Origin of the sequence: Salinivibrio sp. HTSP (assembly GCF_003390965.1) — a bacterium.
Lineage (GTDB): Bacteria > Pseudomonadota > Gammaproteobacteria > Enterobacterales > Vibrionaceae > Salinivibrio > Salinivibrio kushneri.
Genome location: NZ_PXUD01000032.1, coordinates 1 through 19,731 on the forward strand (window position 1 = coordinate 1; position 19,731 = coordinate 19,731).

The following is a 19,731-nucleotide window of genomic DNA, read 5'->3' on the forward strand; positions in this document are numbered from 1 at the left end:
ACTGTTAATCCGTATGTCACTGGTTCGAGTCCAGTTGGGGGAGCCAAATTGATAAGAAGCGCTAGCCGAAAGGCTGGCGCTTCTTTTTGTGCTTATGAATAAAAACGCCACGCGTCAAAGCGTGGCGTGGGTCTTAGTGATCGATCACGGCTCATTCAGTGGCGATCAATTTTTGGTGATATATAGGTTACGTGTATACCGAAGCTTGTTAGGGTTATCGATGTTATACCCACCGACTTTCGGGTTTTTAATCACGCTGCGGGTATAGAAATACAGTGGGATCGCCGGCATATCGCGGGCGAAAATCCGCTCTGCTTCTTGGTAGTAAGCTTTGCGTTTCTCGGGCTCTGCGACCGTTAATGCCTGATCAAGTGCCTTGTCATAGTCTTTGTTGCCCCAACTAGTTTTATTCATGCCATCACTGCTGAAGTAGCTCAGGAAAGTGGACGCTTCGTTATAATCACCTATCCAACCGTCACGGGCGACATCAAAGTCTTTTTGCAAGACTTTTTGCAAGAAGGTTTTCCATTCTTGGTTGGCCAAGTTGACATTGACAGGAAGGTGACGCTTCCACATAGACGTCACGGCTAACGCCAGTTTTTTGTGTGACTCCATGGTGTTATAAACCAGCTCAAACTCCAGAGGGTTATCTTGGGTAAAGCCGGCTTCTGCCAACAAGGCTTTGGCTTTTTGATAGCGCTCATCTTGGCTCATTTCCGCCCATTCGAGCTTAGGTGGCTCAAAATGGTTGATAGCTGGCGGTGTGGCGCTATATGCCGGAAGCTGGCCTTGACCGAGAATAATGTCGGTAATGATGTTTCTATCAATCGCATACGACAAAGCCTTACGGACTCGCACATCGTCAAACGGCGCTTTCTCTGTATTAAACAAATAATAATAGGTCCCCAAAGACGGCATAGTGATCAACTCATCAGGGCGTTCCTTTTTAATCTGATCAAAGGCCTCAAGTGGAAAGCTCGAGGTGATATCAATTTCACCGGTACGGTAGCGGTTGTATTCAGCGTTGACATCACTGGAGGCGACATAAGAGGTTTTATCAATCACCGTTTCGTCGTTATTCCAATAAAGCGGGTTACGGGCTAAATCAATTCGTTCGTTAATCACCCAGTTGGTGAGGTTATACGCGCCAGAGTTGACCATATTATCTGGACGCGTCCAGCTATCACCAAAGGCTTCCAACGCATGCTGTGGCACCGGATAAGTAGACGAGTGGGTGAGCATATTCGGGAAATAGGGCGTGCGGCGCTCAAGGGTAAATTCCACCGTGTGATCGTCGATGGCTTTGACGCCAAGCTGCTCCGCGGGTTTTTCGCCGTCGGTGATCGCCTTGGCATTTTGGATATTGGCTGTCCCTAGGTACCAGGCATAAGGTGCGCCAGTGACCGGGTCAACCACACGCTGTAGTGTATACACCACATCGGCGGCGGTAATGGGCTCACCGTCAGACCATTTGGCTTTGCGAAGGTGGAACGTATAGGTTAGCCCGTCTTCGCTGACCTCCCAATCCTTCGCCAGCCCCGGGACGACGTCGCCATTTGGATTGCGTACCATCAATCCTTCAAACAAATCGGAGATGATTTTATTGCTGGCGGTATCACTGGACTTGGTGGGGTCTAACGTGGGTACTTCCCCCGCCACGCCCCAGATCAGCGTTTGGTTCTCGGCAAGAGTGACGTCATCAGGGACTTGTGCAGCAAACGCCGATCCGCTTAATGCGAGTGCTAGCGCACTGGCTAATACTGTTTTTTTCATAATCCTTCCTTGGTTGAGTGTTTTGTTAATAAGCCTTAACAATCAATAGATTAACGCTGATTTCCTGGCAGGCCAATACATAATGAAAGAAATGTGACATAGCGGGATAAGCCCTCCGTCATTCGGCATATCCGTTTCAGAAGGAAACATCACAAAACGCGTATAGCGAGGTGTAACGTATGGCGTTTGCCGGACATCATGGGTTAAGTCTTAAGGTTTTTGGCAGGTCTTCCCGATGACTTGCTATGGATAGAGGATTATGCGAGCCTCGAAGACGCAGACGAGCAAGGAAAAGCGTTGTAGCGTGACAAGGAGAGCAAAATGAAAATTTATGGGCATCCGCTATCGATTAACGTTCAGAAAGTGATGTGGCTAATCGATGAGTTAGATTTAAGTATCGCGCTAGAAGAAGTCGATATTCATCATAATCGACATGACGCACAAGCGCTCGCACAGCGGTGTCCGATGCGCCAGGTGCCCGTACTTGAAGATGGCCCTAATAGTGTTTGGGAGTCGCATACCATATTGCGCTATCTGGTCGCGTGTTATGGCAATAAAATGTGGTATCCCGATTGTGCCTTTCAACGTTCCTGTTATGAGCGCTGGATGGATTGGTGCTTGTCTTCGTTCCAGCCCGTGATTAAGGCTGCGTTATTTATGCCTTCAGCGAATGGCGCCGAGGAGCGTCAAACACAGCAGCGAGCGTGGGAACAATGCCGCTATGAGCTTGATAGAATCAATGATGCGTTGGACGATCAGCGTTACCTTACCTCCGATCGGATGACCCTGGCAGACATCGCTGTAGGCAGCTTAATTCATCGCCTGAGTCAGCAAAGTGATTGGGCATTACCGCCTAATGTTGAACGTTGGTATCAGCAACTGGTTGAGCGTCCCGGTTACCAGCGCTGGGTGATGCAGGCAGCGTCAACGCTGCCCACATGATTCAGCCATTGATCCGGGCAAGCGTTCTGGCAAATGATCTCGCTTTGGCAAACTACATCGCTTTGAGTGGGCCGACAACACACAAGGCGTTTTGATAGCCGGGTTGTTGTTCAACGCGTTCAAGGTAGCGAAGAATATTGGCGTGCTGCTGAGCGTCGAGTTGTTTGCGTGCTGCCAACAATGGGAAACTCATTTGAATGTCGGCTGCTGTCAGCGTATCGCCACACAGCCAGGTATGTTTGGCTAAATGCTTATCAATCATTGAGAAATGATCGCGAAGCTGTGGGGCGAGAAACTGTTCAGTCACGCCCTTCATCAGCTTTTTTGCCACGGGGCGAATAAAGAATGGCATCGGTGATTCTGGGATCTTGCTAAAGATCAAAGACATTACTAGCGGCGGCATCAGTGAGCCTTCCGCATAGTGCATCCAATAACGATACAGGCCTTTTTCATTATCAGTGGTAGGGGTGAGCGTGTCATCGCCGTACTTGTCGATAAGATATTCGATGATCGCCCCTGACTCGGCAATCACCACATCGCCGTCTTCAATAACAGGCGCTTTCCCCAAACTGTGTATTTCTTTTAGCTCGCGGGGCGCGAGCTTGGTTTTCGGATCCCGTTGATGCCGTACCAGCTGATAAGGAATCGCAAGCGACTCTAATAACCACACAATCCGCTGCGACCGCGATTGTTCTAGATGATGCAAGATAATCATAATGGACCGTTTTTTGACTGTAATTTAAAAACTAGGCTCGGAACTAAGGTACGGCTTGGCACCCAATTCGATCAACGCCTAGCGTGATATCATTGACTTACCGAAGGAAGTACCTGGCCTTCAATACGAAGATCGGGGCTGACTGACTGGATCTCGGTACCGCGGATGTAGAGGTTGCCGCCTACATAGATGTCGTCAGGAATCTTCTCGATGGGCGAATTTGTCAGGTACAAGTTTCCCTCGACGAATAAACGGCGCGGCAATTGGGTGAGCGGCGTGTTGACGAGGCTTAAATCCCCTCGCACGACTAAGTTTGGGGGGAGACGCGTAATCGCGGTGTTGGTAAGGTTAATATATCCACCCACTTTCATTCTCGGCAGTTGCCGAATCGCTGTATTGGCGGCATTAAAGTAACCGCCAACATCAAGCCCACGCGGGAGACGAACGATATCACTGGCTTCAATATCCAAGTAACCTTTGGTCTTGAATCCTGCCGGTAGAGCGGTGATCGGGGCAAAGCGAAGTTTCACATTGCCATAATTGTCGATATAGCCATGAAAGCGAAGATCTTGAACAAACTGGCTGGCCGGTTCATTAATGGCACGTGCTGGCTCAGCCACTATCATTGCAATTGGGAGTAAAAACAGCCCGACAAAGAATGCTCTCATCGCCTCGCCGCCACATGGGTGATCAATACTGGCTCTAATGTAGAGGGTTTTCCCTAAGATTCAAGCACTCGCCAGGGTTAATCATCGAAAATGTGGTTTGCTGCGTATCGCTTAAGGTTGATTTAACAAATATCGAGGTACCAGTGACTAACCGCCAGTATTCAACATTGCGTCTTGTGTTAGGGGACCAGCTCAACGCCAGCCACTCATGGTATAAAAAGACGGATGAAGAGGTGCTATATCTTGTTGCCGAACTCAAGCAAGAAGCAACTTATGTCAAACATCATATCCAAAAGGTGAGCGCTTTCTTTGCTGCCATGGAAGCGTTTTCCCATGCCCTGAGCCAAGCAGGCCATCATGTTTGCTACCTAACTTTGGATGACACGCAACACTACAACAACTTACCGGCGTTAGTGGTTGATCTGTGCGAGCGCTATCAGATCAAAACGTTTGAATATCAACGCCCGGACGAATATCGGCTAGACGAGCAATTAAAAGAGATGGCTTTACCCCAGGCTGTCACAATGACATGTGTGGACACCGAGCACTTTTTACTGCCGTACGACCAAATACCCAAGCAGTTCACTGCCGATAAACATCGCAAAATGGAGTATTTCTACCGTGATATGCGACGCCAGTTTGGCATTTTGATGGAGGGAGAGTCACCAGAGGGAGGGCGGTGGAACTTCGATCAAGACAATCGTAATAAACTCAAGAAAAGCGAATTAGCGGCCATTCCCACCCCCTTAGTATTTAGCAATGATGTACGCGATATTTTGGCGCGTATCGAACGGCATCACGTGGCGACGATCGGCGAGCCAGCGCGAGACTTGCTCTGGCCGGTGACTCGTACACAGGCGAAATCGCTGCTAGACCATTTTTGTCGTCACTGCCTGCCTATGTTCGGTCAATTTCAAGACGCCATGACGGGGCGAAGCGAACACCAATGGAGCCTCTATCACAGCCGTCTGTCTTTTGCTTTAAACGCCAAGCTATTGCACCCGATGCAGGTGATTGAAACCGCCATCGCTCACTTTCGCGCAACCGACGACGTCAACCTCGCGCAGATTGAAGGGTTTGTGCGACAAATTCTAGGCTGGCGGGAGTATGTACGCGGGGTATATTGGGCAAATATGCCTGCTTACGCCAACAAAAACGCGTTATCCGCGCAGCGGGCGCTTCCTCGTTTTTTTTGGACTGGCGATACCAAGATGCGTTGTGTTTCCCAAGCTGTCACTCAGTCCTTGCAGACCGCGTACGCGCATCATATCCAACGCTTAATGGTGACGGGCAACTTTTGCCTCTTGGCGGGTATCGCGCCGGATGAGGTCGATGACTGGTATTTGTCGATTTACATCGATGCGATTGAGTGGGTGGAGATGCCAAACACCCGTGGGATGACACAGTTTGCCGATAATGGACTGGTGGCGACCAAGCCGTATGCGGCCAGTGGCGCCTACATTAATCGCATGAGTGATTATTGCAGTGACTGTCACTATTCTGTGAAGGAAAAAACTGGTGAGAAGGCGTGCCCGCTCAACGCCTTGTATTGGCACTTTATGCATCGCCATCGCGAGCGATTTGCGCATAATCCACGCACAGCAATGCCTTATAGAAATTGGGACAAAATGGATGAGGGGCAGCGAGACAAGATCATTAGTCATGCAGATGACTTACTCGACAACCTGGATGCGCTCTAGTGCTGGGAAATGGCGCGTGCACATCCTATGAACGCGCCACGCGCACGCTTATTGCGTATTAGGCACGACTTGAATTTCCACACGGCGATTCAAGGCGCGGTTAGAGGCGCTGTTGTTGGCGACCAGAGGACGCGTTTCACCAAAACCAGAGGTATAAAGGCGCGCATTGTCGATAGACTGGCTAGCAAGATAGCGTTTAACGCTCATCGCACGTCGCTCAGACAGGCCTTGGTTATACGACGCCGCGCCAGTGTTATCCGTATGCCCCTCGATGCTTAAAAAGGTTTTATCGTATTGACGCATGACGTTAGCAACGGCGTTCAGGGTCGGATAAAAGTCAGCGGCAATAGCGTCTTGGTCAAGCCCAAAGGTGATGTTTGACGGCATAATCAGGCGAATATTATCCCCTTCTCGAACGACCTGGATGCCAGAGCCAGCCAATTCCTCACGGAAAGCCTGCTCTTGTTTATCCATGTAGTTGCCGACCGCTGCGCCCCCAATGGCACCAATCGCGGCGCCAATAAATGCGCGCTTGTCTTTGTGGTTGGATGTTGACTTACCCGCGATAGCCCCAGTAATGGCACCAATGGCTGCGCCTTTTTGGGCGTTGGACATTGATTCACACCCGGTGAGCGCCAAAGATGCCGTCAATACTGCCACAGCGGTTAGTGTGTATTTTTTTCCCATGGTTTTCTCTCTGTTTACGCGTTAGCTTCCATAACCTATCGCACGTTAGACAGTGTTCTTCAAGAAAGTGTCAAAAAAATGAATGGTTGCTGCCGTTTTAAACGATATGGTGCGCGCCGATGACATAACTCTCAATTTTGCCTTTTTATCTCTGCATCCTGCCAAGCGAATTGCGCTGGATCAAAATGTGACGAACAAACCACGTGTTACAAAAAGGCATCAAAGCAAAAGGGGAGCACCGTTTTCGTGCTAACCCGATTATCCCTACAAAAGGAGCCAACGATTATGTCGAGCACTTTCTTTATCCCAGCCGTTAACCTGATGGGAGCCGGTTGCCTTGCAGAAGCGGCAGACGCGATTCAATCACATGGATTCAAAAAAGCGCTGATCGTGACAGATAAGGTGCTGAACGAAATTGGCGTGGTAAAACAAATTGCAGGCCTGCTTGATAGCCGACAGGTCGACAGTGTGGTCTATGATGGCACGCAGCCAAACCCGACCACCGAAAACGTGGCGCAAGGGGTGGCACTGTTACAAGAGAACCAGTGTGATTGCGTGATTTCACTCGGCGGTGGCTCTCCACACGATTGTGCAAAAGGGATTGCCTTGGTGGCCAGCAATGGCGGGCAAATTGGTGATTATGAGGGGGTTGATCAATCAGCTAAACCTCAGTTGCCGTTAATCGCAATCAATACCACGGCGGGAACCGCATCGGAAATGACGCGTTTTTGCATTATTACCGATGAGGCACGCCACATTAAAATGGCGATTGTCGATAAGCACACCACGCCTATTATTTCTGTCAACGACCCTGAGTTAATGTTGGCTAAGCCTGCGTCATTAACCGCGGCCACAGGTATGGATGCGCTCACTCACGCGATTGAAGCCTATGTATCCACCGCGGCGACGCCGATTACGGATGCAGTGGCATTAAAGGCGATGACGTTAATTCAACAGCATCTGCGTACTGCTGTCGCTGATGGACAAAACATCGAAGCGCGCGAGCAAATGGCGTATGCCCAGTTCATGGCGGGCATGGCATTTAATAATGCGTCTTTGGGCTATGTCCACGCCATGGCGCACCAGCTTGGTGGCTTTTATGACTTGCCGCACGGCGTGTGCAATGCCGTATTGCTGCCTCATGTTCAGCGCTATAACGCGCAGGTTTGTGCTGAGCGTTTGCGTGATGTCGCCACTGCAATGGGCGTGGATACGGAGAATATGACGGCTGATGAGGGCGCGAAAGCCGCCATCCAAGCGATTCAGTCGCTTTCAACGGACGTAGGCATTCCTGCGGGCTTGAACGAATTAGGTGCCAAGCAAGAAGATATTGATGTGCTGACTGAAAATGCGTTGAAAGATGCGTGTGGTTTCACTAACCCGAAACAAGCAACACACGACGAAATCGCCAAGATTTTCATGGAAGCCATGTAACGTATCAAAGCGTATCGCCCCATTATAAAGCAGGCCTGATGATTCAGGCCTGCTTTCTTAGTTAGAGGTCAAGATTAATCAATGGTCCAGTCTCGATTAATCACTACGATCTTCCACTTCGGCAATCTGGTTTTGGCAGGCTTGCCCGCTCAGAACGGTTTGAATATTGGTTAACGTCGTCTCGGCGATATTGTGCAGTGCTTCTTTGGTCAAGAACGCTTGGTGGCCAGTTATCAAGACATTATGGCACGCTGAAAGGCGACGGAACACATCATCGACAATCACATCATTCGACTTATCTTGGAAAAACAATTCACGCTCATTATCGTAAACATCAAGTCCCAATGATCCGATCCGTCCTTGTTTGAGCGACTCAATCGCGGCAACCGAGTCGAGTAGCTCGCCCCGACTGGTATTAATCACCATCACGCCATCTTTCATTTGCGCAAAGGCGTCGGCGCTAAGCAAGTGGTAGTTATCCTGAGACATCGGGCAGTGCAGGGAAATAATGTCGCTTTGGGCATACAGTGTTTCTTTCGAGACATATTCAGCACCAAGCGCCATTGCTTCGGGGTTTTCATAGGGGTCGTGGCAGAGAATACGCATGCCTAGCCCATTAAGAATGCGCATGGTAGCAATACCGATTTTGCCCGTGCCGATGATCCCAGCTGTCTTACCATGGAAATTAAACCCAACTAAACCCTCCAGCTCAAAGTTAGCGTCTCGGGTGCGCTGGTAGGCTTTATGGAAGCGGCGGTTGAGGCACATCATCATGCCAACCGTGTGTTCGGCGACCGATTCAGGCGAGTAAGCGGGGACTCGTACCACGGTGATGCCCAGCGATTTGGCGACATCTAAATCGACGCGATCGTATCCCGCGCAGCGCAATGCAACTAAATAAACCCCTAAATCGGCAAGAATTTCTAAAACGGGCCGAGAAAGATCGTCGTTCACGAAAGCACAAATGGCTTGTGCACCTTGCGCCATCTTGGCGGTTTTTTCAGTGAGTAAGAAATCATGGAACTCAAACGTATAATCAAACGCCGCATTCACATGGGAGAAGGCGGATTTATCATACGATTTGGCACTAAATACGGCAATGGTCGTCATTAACTGGCCTCCGAAGCTGTCGAGGAGGAAATGTGATGTGTATCAATAACGTGATTTCTATCAAAAATAAACCCTTAAATTTGTCAGGATAATCGTGCCTGTTATGTATCAACGAACAAAGCCGAACCTATGTCCGGCTCTGACAATTGGGCTTTCCCGCTGGGTTAGAAACGCATCGTGGCATTAATACGGATATCTCGGCCAGCGGCTGGCACACCGGCAGACAGATAAGGCGTGTAATACTGATCGGTAAGATTAACGATGGTCGCGCGAAGCACAAGATCATCGCTGGGTTTCCATTCACCGTACAGGTTTTGAAAAAAGTAGGCGTCACTGGCTACGTTGGCTGTATGCAAAGAAGGCTCGTCGGGAACTCGGTCCTGCTCATCCCAGTATTGGCCTTGCCATCCGAGTTGGACGGTATCCGTCAATTGGTGTCCAATCCCTAACTTGGCATTGAGTGGTGGATTTTCATACCAGTATTCGTCCTCGCCGGTGCTATCGCGCAATGAACCTTTGTGTTTACCTCTCACCATGGAAACAGACGCGTCGGTAAACCACTCGCGAAGACGATATTGCAGTTGTGCGTCGAAGCCGTAAGTATAGCGCCCGTCCAGGTTGGTGTAATAGCCCTGTTTTTGTTTGGTCGCATTGACCCCCCGGCGCTGGGCAACATCATGAATAATATCATTCCAGAATAGTGTGACTTCGGAAGCGAGATGATCGCCTTCAGTCAACACATTTTGACGTGTATCAGACAGACCCAATAGATACGCGTTGATACGCGTGACGGAAAGATCGCGACTCGATGATGCCCGTTTTGAGGCCTTGGCATATTGCACCGTATATAACTCATCGATGGTTGGCGCTTTCATGCCGTAGGCATACGCGGCTTTGAGCTGCGTCGATGCGCTGACATCATAAGTTAAGGCAACACGCGGCTCCCAACCCTGATGACTTATCGCGCTATAATCATGACCTACCGATGGATCGTTATAATCAGGCGCCGGATTTGGCACACCTTGTGAACGAATATGGTTATAGCGCAGCGAGGCGGTAAGTTCGAGATCTGGGGTAATAAAGTACTTATCTTGTACAAACACACTGGCGGTTTGTTGCTCCCCTGATGGCTCAAAGTTGGGCGTGTAGTAGCCGTTGTTTTTCGCCGGCCTGTTACGATAAGTGTGATTGTAAACGTGCGAGTTTCTGTCCTGGTTCTGGTACTGCGCCCCCACCATGATTTCATGATCACCGATGTGACTGGTGTTGGTTAGCTCGGCAAACCAACGCTCATAGGACAACCAAACTTGGTGGCCGTATTGGCCTGATGTGATGTAAGACTGATAGGTACTATCTGGGCGCTCCCAATAGCGATGGTTTTGTGAATGCGCGATCACGACACGGGTGTCGATATTGTCGTTAAACGGTTGATAGTGATAATTCAACGTACTGGTGTATTCGCGATAATGATTGTCTACTGAAGTGGCGAACACTGCCGCTTGGTAGCTACCATATTTATTGATTTTATAATCACTGATTGAAGGCATGGCACCGCGACGATTCGCCCATGGCTTTCTTCCCTTATCGTCATAGCGGGTGTGGCTGAGCATCATACTGTGCGCGTCTGACTGGTAGCGAATCTTACCCAACAAACTGTGCTGACGGTAACCAGAGAACGTAAAAACATCACCGTTGCCCAGTTCGATATCATCGGCATCACGTCGAGAGCCGTGCAACAGTACTGACCAGCCAGAGTCAGAGGCACCATAGGTGGTCACACTGCGTTTCCATTGTTCGTTGACACTGTTGAAGCCGGCTTGCGCCGTCGCGCCAATCGACGAATCAGGATCAAGAAAGTCAGCCGCTTCTTTGGTTTCCATGATAAAGCTGCCACCAAAGGCCCCCACACTGGCACGCACATTATGATCGCCTCTGACCACGCGCACGGACCGCAGTAACTGAGGATCAAGGAAAAAGCTACCGTAGCGATACTGTTGAAAACCGACGGGGGCACCATCGACCCGAACAGAGAGTGCCGAAGGATGAGAAAAGCCCCACACATTGATACGTTCACTGCCTGGCCGTGCGCCAGCGTCGAGTGAGACGCCGGGCATCTTCATGACCAACTCACTGATGTTATGCGCCTGTTCACGTTGGATATCGTCCAGCTCTAACGTCGACTGGCCGGGGGATATAAGAGTGATAGGGTGGTTTAACTGCTCTCCTTGTATCTCAATGGTTTCAATGCTGTTGGATGAGGGGTTTGTGGCTGCACCGGCGGTATGGGCACCCACGGCAAAGGCTGCCAAAACGGTAAAGCGTAGAGAGTGATACGGCATACTGATAATACTTTACTGACATATAAAAGTGCGCACTATACGCCAGCGCTTGATAAATAGCAATGCTAATGAGATTGATTATCAGTTATGTTTATTGGCCATTTTTGTTGCCAAGCAGTATGATACTGGGAAATGCTCAATAGGATATGCCCATGTTTACCGGAATTATTCAAGCGGTGGCAAATATTGAAGTTTGTCGCGATCATCAAGGTATTCGAACATTCGATATTCGTTTCCCTGATGGCTTTTGTGAGGGGTTGGCGGTAGGAGCCAGCGTTGCTATTGATGGTGTGTGCTTGACAGTGACTGAGCAGCTTGAACAGACGCTGGTTCGCTTCGATGTGATGGTACAAAGCCTCGCGATTACGACGCTAAACAGCATCAAAGCTGGGGATACGGTGAATGCTGAACGTGCCGCGAAAGATGGCGCTGAAATTGGCGGGCATCCGTTATCGGGGCATGTCGATTGCCGTGCGACCTTATCGGATGTGCTGGTACAAGAAGAAAATTATCGTTTGCGCTTTTCGGTACAGCCTGAATGGATGCGCTATGTCTTTTCCAAAGGCTATATTGCCATCAATGGTGCGAGTTTGACCATCGCCGAGGTGAACAAAGACCAAGGCTGGTTTGATGTTTGGCTTATTCCTGAAACGCGTCGCATGACAACGTTCGAGCGAAAGTCGGAAGGGGATCAAGTCAATATTGAAATCGAACGCCAGACGCAAGTCATGGTAGATACGGTGCGCGAAACGCTCAATGAGCAACTGGGCCCTTTACTTCCTGTCCTTGAATCGCTTGCGAAAGAGCAGGGAATTGACCTAGATGCAATCGGTATCGCTAAGCAACCATGAATTAACAAATAGCAAACATTCTCTCCAGCCGGCTAATACCGCAACAGGCGGGGCGAACGACGCGCTGCCTGCCTTCCAAGCTCCTTAAACTCTCCTTGTTCACTTTGTGCGCGAACTTGCTCAAATGATGATGTGGTTAACAAAAATGTCAGTATTGCGACACAAAATTATGCTCGAACGCTCATTTTTGTTGTGAGTTTGTTTTCGAGATGCTGTGATTATGCAAAATGACAGTGTGGTTTTGAACGTATAACCCTACTAACAGTGACAAGGATAATCATATGAAAAAAGCATCGTCGACTCTATTAGGAGAGTGCGTGTCCGAGTTTATCGGCACGGGCTTACTCATTTTCTTTGGTGTGGGCTGCGTGGCCGCCTTAGTGCTCACCGGTGCTGACTTTGGTCAGTGGGAAATCAGTATTGTATGGGGCTTTGGTGTCGCCATCGCCATTTACTGCACCGCAGGGGTGTCCGGCGCGCATATTAATCCAGCTGTTACCATTGCGCTTGCGGCTTTCCATGGCTTTGAGAAAAGTAAAGTTGTTCCTTATATCATCTCGCAAATGCTCGGCGCGTTTGCCTCGGCTGCACTCGTGTATAGCCTTTATAGTAACCTTTTTGTCGAGTGGGAAATGGCCAATAATGTTGTGCGGAGCAGTCCTGAAGCCTTAGCAACCGCAGGTATCTTCTCAACCTATCCGCATCAAGCCTTGTCTTTCATGGGGGCTATGGCGGTTGAGTTTGTGATCACGGCAGTATTGATGTTCGGGATTCTCGCACTGGGTGATGAAAACAATGGTGCGGCTCGTGGCCCAATGAACCCACTGCTAATTGGTATTCTTATTGCCGTCATTGGTGGCTCTTTGGGTCCATTGACTGGGTTTGCTATGAACCCAGCGCGTGACTTTGGTCCGAAACTGTTCGCCTACTTCGCTGGATGGGACTACGCCCTGACGGGGGCGCGTGACATTCCATACTTCATTGTCCCTATCGTCGCCCCTATTTTGGGTGCCTGCTTTGGCGGTTGGTTGTATCCGAAAGCGATTGCCCCGTATCTGCCACAGGCAGGCCATGGTTGTACGATTCCCAACCAGTGTGACGATGATGAGCTGGTTGAGACGGAAACGCGAGAAGTCAACGCATAACCCAGTACTGTACGCAACATGAAATAAAGCAATGCGCGACATTGAGCCACGTCCAAAATGACACTTGACGCGAAATGTCGCGATACAGACTAAAATAAGAGAGATAGAAGGAAACCCTATTATGTCAGCGAACAAGTATATTGTTGCTCTCGACCAAGGCACCACCAGCTCCCGTGCAGTAGTGATGGATCACGATGCTAATATCGTCGGTGTGTCTCAGCGCGAGTTTACGCAAATTTATCCGCAAGCGGGTTGGGTTGAGCACGATCCCATGGAAATTTATGCCACCCAAAGCTCAACGCTGGTGGAAGTGCTGGGCAAAACCGGCATTCGTAGCGATGAGATTGCTGGGCTCGGGATTACCAACCAACGTGAAACCACGATTGTGTGGAACAAAGAAACCGGTAAGCCAGTTTACAATGCCATTGTGTGGCAATGTCGCCGTACTGCCGACATTTGTCATGACTTGCGTGAGCGTGGGTTAGCATCTTACGTGCGTGATAATACTGGGTTAGTCCTTGACCCTTACTTCTCTGGTACCAAGGTCAAATGGATTTTGGACAACGTAGAAGGAGCGCGCGAAGACGCAGAAGCGGGCAAGCTGTTATTCGGTACCGTTGATACCTGGCTGGTATGGAAGATGACCCAAGGGCGTGTGCATGTGACCGATTATACTAACGCCTCGCGCACCATGCTGTTCAATATCAATGATATGTGTTGGGATCAAAAAATGCTCGATGAGCTTGGGATCCCTGCTTCAATGCTCCCTGAAGTGCGCCGCTCTTCCGAAGTCTATGGACAAACGAACATCGGTGGTAAAGGCGGTACGCGTATTCCTATCGCGGGGATTGCGGGTGACCAACAAGCAGCCCTATTCGGACAAATGTGTGTTGAAGCCGGTCAAGCGAAAAACACCTATGGAACGGGCTGCTTTTTGCTAATGAACACCGGGCAAGAGAAGGTGACATCGAGCCATGGCCTGTTGACTACCATTGGTTGTGGCCCGCAGGGCGAACCATCCTATGCGCTTGAGGGCGCGGTCTTTATGGGTGGTGCCTCAATTCAATGGCTCCGTGACGAGCTAAAAGTGGTGGAAGACGCCCATGACTCTGAATACTTTGCCACCAAAGTTGATACATCGAATGGCGTGTATGTTGTCCCGGCGTTTACCGGTTTGGGAGCACCCTATTGGGATGCCTACGCTCGCGGTACCATTGTAGGGCTGACCCGTGGTGTGAACTCTAACCATATCATTCGCGCAACCCTAGAAAGCATTGCCTATCAAACACGTGATGTATTGGATGCCATGCAGGCGGATTCAGGTATTAAACTTGAAGCCTTGCGTGTTGATGGCGGCGCGGTTGCCAATAACTTCTTGATGCAGTTCCAAGCCGATGTGCTCGACACCGACGTTCATCGTCCGGAAGTGACAGAAGTCACCGCGTTAGGCGCGGCATACCTTGCGGGTATGGCAGTCGGTTTCTGGGATGGCCTGGATGAATTAAAAGATAAAGCCAAACTGAACCGAAGCTTTGAACCACATCGAGACGAAGAAAAACGCAATCGTCGCTATCGTGGTTGGAAGCGTGCCGTAAAATGTGCACAAGCGTGGGCCGAGCTGCATAATGAAGAAGAGGATGTGTAAGCCTGGTATCACTCTTTCTTAATGAAAGGCGCGTTTTCGCGCCTTTTTTCATATTGCTCTTTCACCGGTCTATGGATCGTATCCCTCTCTCTTACTGCGCCTTTTCTCTGCCTATCACCGTGTCACGCTACTCGCTAGACGGCTTTTTAGTTCACATGAAGGCTTTTTTATTAACACTTATTCTACACCTGTCACACTCAATAATAATTTTTCGAACATAGATAGTGACCGAAAACGAAAGTTGATATACAGTTATACCCATCAGTAAATGTTCGTTCGCTCATATTTGAACAAGGTCGGCTAAAAATGACTACGCATAATTCTCATCAAGACGTACTTCTCGACATCCTCGTGGTTGGGGGCGGAATTAACGGTGCCGGTATCGCTGCCGATGCGGCGGGTCGTGGACTCAATGTGGGTCTGTACGATGCCAAAGATTTCGCATCAGCAACGTCATCCGCGAGCTCGAAGCTTATTCATGGTGGGTTGCGCTATCTCGAGCATTATGAGTTTCGTTTGGTCTCGGAAGCACTGGCCGAACGCGAGGTATTGATCAACAAGGCCCCCCATATTGCCTTTCCGATGCGTTTCCGCTTACCTCATCGCTCGTATCTGCGCCCAGCCTGGATGATCCGTTGTGGGCTCTTTTTATATGATCACCTAGGCAAGCGCTCAACGTTACCGAGCAGCCACAAGGTTGATTTACGCAAAACCGGCTACATGAACAAAGACATGAAAATTGGGTTTGAGTACTCGGATGCATGGGTTGATGATGCGCGTTTAACCCTGTTAAACGCCCAGTACACGCGCGAGAAAGGCGGGGAAGTCCGTAATTACTGTCAAGTGGTGGCGGCAGAGCGTGAAAACACCATATGGCGGGTGACACTAGAGGATGCGCAGACAGGCGAGCGTTTTGAGCGCAAGGCCAAGGCGTTGGTGAATGCGACCGGCCCTTGGGTGAAGCAATTCTACGATGACAGCCTCCACGAAAAATCGCCGCGCGGGATCAAAATGATCAAAGGCTCTCACATTGTTGTGCCACGCATTCATCAAGATCCACAAGCGTATATTTTGCAGAATAACGATGGCCGTATCGTCTTCGTGATCCCGTATCTCGACAAGTTTTCATTGATTGGTACCACGGATGTGGAGCATAAAGCCGATCCCCGCGAAGCAAAAATTGATGAAGCTGAGATTGATTACTTAGTTGATGTCGTCAATCAGCACTTTACTCACCAAATTCAGCCGCAGGATGTGGTTTGGAGTTACAGTGGCGTGCGACCATTGTGTGATGATGAATCGGACTCGCCACAGGCGATGACACGCGACTACACCATAGAGTTGGAACAACAAGGCAATCAAGCGCCGTTGGTTTCCATCTTTGGCGGTAAGCTCACGACTTATCGTAAGCTGGCGGAGTCCGCGATGCGTAAACTCGAGCCATTCTTTGACAAAATGGGTCAGCCTTGGACAGCTGACGGCACACTGCCCGGCGGGGACTTTAGCTGCACACGTGAAGAATTAGCCCTGTCGATTAAGCAGCGCTATCCATGGTTGAGTGCCGAGACGGCGCAGCGATTTGTCGATACTTATGGCACTCGCACGCATCTGCTGTTGAAAGGTTGCCAGAGCGAGGCGGATATGGGCCACCCATTTGCTGAGGGTGTCTATCAAGTAGAAATCAACTATTTGGTACAGCATGAGTTTGTTCAACATGCGGAAGATGCGTTATGGCGACGTACTAAGCTTGGTCTCTATTTGACTGAAGAACAGGCTGATGCGATTAGCCAGTACATCGAGCAACAGCGCGTCAAGGTACATGCACTGCCATTGAGTGAAGCGAGCTAACACTCGGTAAAGTGAGCTCGTGTCGCTAACACAATGGGATGACAGAAAAGAGCGCCGATGGTCGGCGCTCTTTTCGATCGACTGTCTTTTAACGCCTTTTGGCCGATAACGTGCTGCCGAGTGATGCGCTGATCACCATGCCAATGGCGAGCCATTGACGCAGGGCCAGTTGTTCATCGAGTACGAGGAGCCCAGCCATGGCCGCGACAGCAGGCTCTAAACTCATCATCACACTGAAGGTTTGTTTGGGCATGTTGCGTAAAGCTATCATTTCCAGAGAGTAGGGAATCGCACTTGAGATGAGTGCGACGGCGATTCCCAAGGGTATCAACTGCCATTGAAAAATCGCACCGTCAGTCGCAATATAGCCCGCGGGTACGAGATAGAGGGCCGCAACGCTCATTCCCAGAGCAACCGTCCCGCCACCTGGCGCCAAATTCCCTGCCTTTTGCCCAAATAGAATATAGCCAGCCCAGCAGCCGCCCGCTGCTAGTGCGTAAGTTACTCCTCGCGGGTCGAGCGCATCCACACCCGACAAATCGGGGAGAAGGGTAATAACACCGCCAACGGCGAGCACGATCCAAAGACTGTCTCTGGCGCGACGAATCGAGATTAAGGCCACCAGTAAAGGGCCGGTAAACTCAAGTGCGACGGCAATCCCCAACGGAATGGTCTCGATAGACAAATAAAGCAGCATCATCATGCCACCCAGGCACCCACCATATACCGTAATCGCTCGCCAATGTCGCGCGCGTGGCCACTGACGCCAAGGGCGAAAGACCAGCCACAAAATGAGGGCGGAAAAACCGACACGTAGGGCAGTGGTCCCAATAGGTCCCACCAGAGGGAAAAGCTGCTTAGCAAAGGAGGCGCCAAATTGAATGGCGCACATGGCACCAAAAACACTCAATATCGCCACCAAAAGCGCACGAGCCTGCATAATCCCTCCTTTTAGTAAAATAGGGTTATTACCTTAACATAGAGGCAAAAAAAAGCCGCTCCGATGAGAGAGCGGCGAAAATTTTGGAGCGAATTGTCTCAATCCTATCGTATTCGCTAGAATTTTTGTTTGGCTGAGTCGTAGGCATCTTTGAGGGATGTGAGTGCCGGTTAGTCGGTCTGATGAGCGTCGGGGAGAGAAGGCGAGAGAATCGCCAGTGATTGAGGCTGCGCGTCAATCGTCAACTTTCGGTCGCGATACAGCTCGCCGTCAATGACATAGTCAATGCCCGATGCGGCCCTTATCGAGACGCGCGTGACCTGTTGGTGGTGTGTAAAGCGCCCTAGCCGTGTTTCAAACAGGCTTGCCAGTGCTAGTTCTATCAGGGACAGTGCGGTATCTGTTTTGGTGGAACTCGCAGTGAGCCATGTGACGTCGAGTTTGCCGTCGGCATAATTGGGTTGGCCTTGCCCTTGTGCTAATAAGGTTGTCATTGGCGCGGCATTGGCGACCACCATACTGGTGGTGCGGATCAGCTGAGGCGCGTGCTGGTCGAATTGAACGGTGAGATCGATGGCTTGATTTTGACTGGCGGCCCCCAATAAACCCTGCAAATACGCCCACTGGCCTAGTTGATTTTTTTGCTCTCGAGCGGCGTGGCGAATCATTTGTTGCTCAAAGCCAACGCCCACGACTAACAACGCCACTTTGCCGTTACAGCGTGCAGTATCGATGGTTTTGGGCGTGCCATCCAAAATCACATCGCAAGCGGCATCAATATTTAAAAACTTGGTTTTTATTCCCCACAGTGCATGGCACAAGGCGTTTGCGGTACCAAGCGGCAATACGCCTAAAGGGGTCGAGGTGTTGATCAGTGCTCGCGCAACGGCGTTCACTGTGCCATCTCCACCGGCGGCGATCACCACATCAGCCTGTTGTGAAACCGCGCGGCAAGCGAGTTGATAACTGCGACGATTATGGCGTGTCTGATGGACCACTAACCGATACCCATCACCTAAATAGGACTGAATATAGTCGCGGTGCTTACGCCATTTCTTTCCCCCTGCGGCAGGATTAGCAATGATCCAGGCAATGGGACGCGCCAACCTCAACGCACCGCTTTGCTGGAAACGCACTAAAGCGCGGCGCTGGCGTCGGTTTAAGTGTGCTTTAGGGCGTATCGTTTTGATGGCATCCAGCATTTCATCAAGCGTTTTTTGAGGGGAAAGCGCCCAAAGATAGGCGGCCACCACCATCACGGATCGCCCGCGTCCGAGTGCACAATGTACCACCACCTTGTGTTCGGCTTGTCGCTGTTGATGCAGCCATTGTAACGCGCGCATCAGTTGGCTACGCGAGGGATAGGCGTGATCCAGAACGGGTACTGAGAGATAGGAAACAGCCTGTGATTGGGTGAAGCGATCGATGCTTTCGAACTCAGCGGTAACATCTAATATCCCGTCAATACCTTGCGCTTGTAGATCGGGTATGTCTTTGTCGGTCAGGCGGGCACCAACATAGAGCCCAGGCGCGACTTGCTGGACGGGCGGTGTGATATCACGTTTTCTCGCCCAACGGTTATACAGGTGGGTAAAGGCGAAAAATGGCGCAAACATCCACTGGCTGATGCGAGGCAACTGTCCGGATTGGCGCTTGCGAAAAAGGCGAGGCTGATTGCGCCAATAAGCGATGCTAACGGCGAAAAACGCTGCCGCGCACCATGCGAAAAGCAAGCTAAGAAGGAGGTTGGGCATCCACCAGCTGGCGGTGAATAAACACGCGGCGACCAAGCTATAAAAGGGACCCATCAACACGCTTATTCACTCCTTTTTATTCAGCACAGACGCCAGCGGTAAAACAATCCAGCTTTTACTATACGTTAGCCCTGCCCAATATCATAAAAAACGGCACGTCTGGCGTGCCGTTTTTGTATT

The 19,731-nt window shown here is 50.3% G+C and carries 15 protein-coding genes; 7 read left to right on the forward strand and 8 right to left on the reverse strand.

The window, feature by feature from the left end:
* Window positions 1–165: 165 nt before the first annotated feature.
* Entirely contained in the window at window positions 166–1,773 is a 1,608-nt protein-coding gene (locus tag C7A19_RS06810) for a peptide ABC transporter substrate-binding protein (protein WP_116644516.1), read from the reverse strand.
* Between the two features lie 321 nt (window positions 1,774–2,094).
* On the opposite strand from C7A19_RS06810, the gene C7A19_RS06815 reads away from it, so the two are divergent.
* On the forward strand, window positions 2,095–2,715 hold the full coding sequence (locus C7A19_RS06815) for a glutathione S-transferase family protein (RefSeq protein ID WP_069360953.1): 621 nt from the start codon (window positions 2,095–2,097) through the stop codon (window positions 2,713–2,715).
* 52 nt (window positions 2,716–2,767) lie between these two features.
* Here the strand turns inward: C7A19_RS06815 and C7A19_RS06820 are convergent, their stop codons facing one another.
* Window positions 2,768–3,430, reverse strand: coding sequence for a glutathione S-transferase (locus tag C7A19_RS06820; RefSeq protein ID WP_069360954.1), 663 nt, complete (start codon window positions 3,428–3,430; stop codon window positions 2,768–2,770).
* Window positions 3,431–3,519: 89 nt separating this feature from the next.
* Window positions 3,520–4,098, reverse strand: coding sequence for a hypothetical protein (locus C7A19_RS06825; RefSeq protein ID WP_235614273.1), 579 nt, complete (start codon window positions 4,096–4,098; stop codon window positions 3,520–3,522).
* A 143-nt stretch (window positions 4,099–4,241) separates the two neighbouring features.
* Here C7A19_RS06825 and C7A19_RS06830 point away from each other — a divergent pair, with 143 nt between their 5' ends.
* Window positions 4,242–5,798, forward strand: coding sequence for a cryptochrome/photolyase family protein (locus tag C7A19_RS06830; protein ID WP_116644517.1), 1,557 nt, complete (start codon window positions 4,242–4,244; stop codon window positions 5,796–5,798).
* Between the two features lie 48 nt (window positions 5,799–5,846).
* Here the strand turns inward: C7A19_RS06830 and C7A19_RS06835 are convergent, their stop codons facing one another.
* Window positions 5,847–6,485, reverse strand: coding sequence for an OmpA family protein (locus C7A19_RS06835; protein ID WP_116644518.1), 639 nt, complete (start codon window positions 6,483–6,485; stop codon window positions 5,847–5,849).
* A gap of 285 nt (window positions 6,486–6,770) precedes the next feature.
* On the opposite strand from C7A19_RS06835, the gene yiaY reads away from it, so the two are divergent.
* A complete protein-coding gene (yiaY, locus tag C7A19_RS06840; protein ID WP_116644519.1) occupies window positions 6,771–7,919 on the forward strand; it encodes an L-threonine dehydrogenase in 1,149 nt (382 codons plus the stop codon).
* Window positions 7,920–8,015: 96 nt separating this feature from the next.
* Here the strand turns inward: yiaY and C7A19_RS06845 are convergent, their stop codons facing one another.
* Both C7A19_RS06845 and C7A19_RS06850 read right to left on the reverse strand, forming a co-directional pair.
* On the reverse strand, window positions 8,016–9,029 hold the full coding sequence (locus tag C7A19_RS06845) for a 2-hydroxyacid dehydrogenase (protein ID WP_116644520.1): 1,014 nt from the start codon (window positions 9,027–9,029) through the stop codon (window positions 8,016–8,018).
* Between the two features lie 164 nt (window positions 9,030–9,193).
* Entirely contained in the window at window positions 9,194–11,368 is a 2,175-nt protein-coding gene (locus C7A19_RS06850) for a TonB-dependent receptor (RefSeq protein ID WP_116644521.1), read from the reverse strand.
* Between the two features lie 152 nt (window positions 11,369–11,520).
* Between C7A19_RS06850 and C7A19_RS06855 the strand changes: the two genes are divergently transcribed.
* The 4 genes from C7A19_RS06855 to glpD all read left to right on the forward strand — a co-directional run bounded on the left by C7A19_RS06855 (window position 11,521) and on the right by glpD (window position 16,857).
* Window positions 11,521–12,219: a riboflavin synthase subunit alpha gene (locus C7A19_RS06855; RefSeq protein WP_116644522.1), complete on the forward strand. Its 699-nt coding sequence runs from the start codon at window positions 11,521–11,523 to the stop codon at window positions 12,217–12,219.
* A 281-nt stretch (window positions 12,220–12,500) separates the two neighbouring features.
* Window positions 12,501–13,364 (forward strand): MIP/aquaporin family protein, encoded by an 864-nt coding sequence (locus C7A19_RS06860; protein WP_116644523.1) that lies wholly within the window; start codon window positions 12,501–12,503, stop codon window positions 13,362–13,364.
* A 121-nt stretch (window positions 13,365–13,485) separates the two neighbouring features.
* The gene (gene glpK / locus C7A19_RS06865; protein ID WP_116644524.1) at window positions 13,486–15,009 is read left to right on the forward strand and encodes a glycerol kinase GlpK; all 1,524 of its coding nucleotides are present in this window, start codon (window positions 13,486–13,488) and stop codon (window positions 15,007–15,009) included.
* A 306-nt stretch (window positions 15,010–15,315) separates the two neighbouring features.
* On the forward strand, window positions 15,316–16,857 hold the full coding sequence (gene glpD / locus C7A19_RS06870) for a glycerol-3-phosphate dehydrogenase (protein ID WP_077485218.1): 1,542 nt from the start codon (window positions 15,316–15,318) through the stop codon (window positions 16,855–16,857).
* 88 nt (window positions 16,858–16,945) lie between these two features.
* Here glpD and C7A19_RS06875 read toward each other — a convergent pair whose 3' ends face one another.
* Window positions 16,946–17,797, reverse strand: coding sequence for a DMT family transporter (locus C7A19_RS06875; protein ID WP_116644525.1), 852 nt, complete (start codon window positions 17,795–17,797; stop codon window positions 16,946–16,948).
* Window positions 17,798–17,967: 170 nt separating this feature from the next.
* Window positions 17,968–19,605, reverse strand: coding sequence for a diacylglycerol kinase family protein (locus C7A19_RS06880; protein ID WP_116644526.1), 1,638 nt, complete (start codon window positions 19,603–19,605; stop codon window positions 17,968–17,970).
* Between the last annotated feature and the right edge of the window lie 126 nt (window positions 19,606–19,731).